The organism is Microbulbifer okhotskensis (assembly GCF_023895975.1).
In the GTDB taxonomy this organism is placed as follows: Bacteria; Pseudomonadota; Gammaproteobacteria; order Pseudomonadales; family Cellvibrionaceae; genus Microbulbifer; species Microbulbifer okhotskensis.
On sequence record NZ_JALBWM010000289.1, the window covers coordinates 1 to 1,307 of the forward strand.

1 protein-coding gene is annotated in these 1,307 nt (G+C 47.4%); it reads left to right on the forward strand.

Features of this window, described 5'->3' with window-relative positions:
• Positions 1-477: 477 nt before the first annotated feature.
• Positions 478-1,307 (forward strand): reverse transcriptase domain-containing protein (locus MO867_RS22100; protein WP_252473195.1); only part of this gene is annotated, 830 nt, incomplete at its 3' end.

A 1,307-nucleotide genomic window follows, 5' to 3' on the forward strand; every position in this document is an offset into this window, starting at 1 on the left:
TAAACCTACCTGTAGTGGCCTAATAAATTAAAGGGTGGGGTTAGCTGAGCGCTTAGTACGTCAGGATAAGCTGGCGATGAATAAAGGGTGGAAGTCCCTGCGGGGTAAGAGTTAACCACTCACCCCAGCCTCAAGCTATGCGCTTGTGCGGGTAACTTCACAAGTGAAGTGTTAGCAGAGGTGCTTGCAGGCTAGGTATTGAGCCACGTAATCAAGCTGTTCCGAGTGCTGATGCCGTTAAGCGATGCAGAAAGCAACATGTTACACGCCGTCATGGTAAGGCATGTAACAACTCGGCGGGGTCGGAGACCCTACGCATGCAAGTACATTCAACGCACGGAACCTGAGAGATCCTGAATGATGTCTCTGCAAATTGAGCCTTGAGAGAGTAAATTGTGAATCGAAAATCGAGTAATACAATTTATCGAATCGTCAGGAAGTCGGACAAAATCATAGTACTGGAGAAGCTCGCGAACAATGCGTTTAGAAATAAATGCAGCGGAGTGGGTGGAGGGAAGGGTTTTGACTGAGAGGAACGCAGGCGAAGTCAACCGTGGCCAGACGCAGAGCTGGAATCCCACGATGTCAGGAATCGCCTGCGTACGTCAAATAGCAAATAAAAATAGGCAGCAATCATTCACGGCCTTAATGCATCATCTTACCTTGGGGCTACTCCGCCAGAGTTTTTATAAACTTAAGCGGCAGGCAGCGAAAGGTGTTGATGGAGTCAGTTGGTATAGCTATCAAGAGGAGCTAGAGGTTCGGCTACTGGATCTACAATCACGAATACAACAAGGCCGCTACAAACCAAAACCTGCACGGCGTGTTTACATACCGAAGGGGAATGGAGAGCAGCGACCATTGAGTATTCAGTGTGTTGAGGACAAGCTTGTTCAGCAGGCAGTAGTAACGCTTCTCAATGAAATCTATGAAACCGATTTCAAAGGTTTTTCTTACGGCTTTAGACCAGCGCGCAGTCAACACGATGCGTTAGATGCACTCACTTACGGGATTAGCAAAAAGAAAGTGAATTGGGTGTTGGATCTGGATATACGTCAGTTCTTCGATACAGTAGAACATGGCTGGCTCATTCAAATGATCCAACATCGCGTACGCGATAAGCGGTTGATTAAAATGATTACACGTTGGATAAAGGTGGGTATGGTTGATGAGGGCGGTACGAGGAAACCAGCAAACTGTGGATTACCGCAGGGAGCCGTAATATCTCCTTTGCTGTCCAATATTTACCTACATTACGCGTTTGACCTCTGGAGCCACCAGTGGCGAAAAACGAGAGCAAAAGCTGA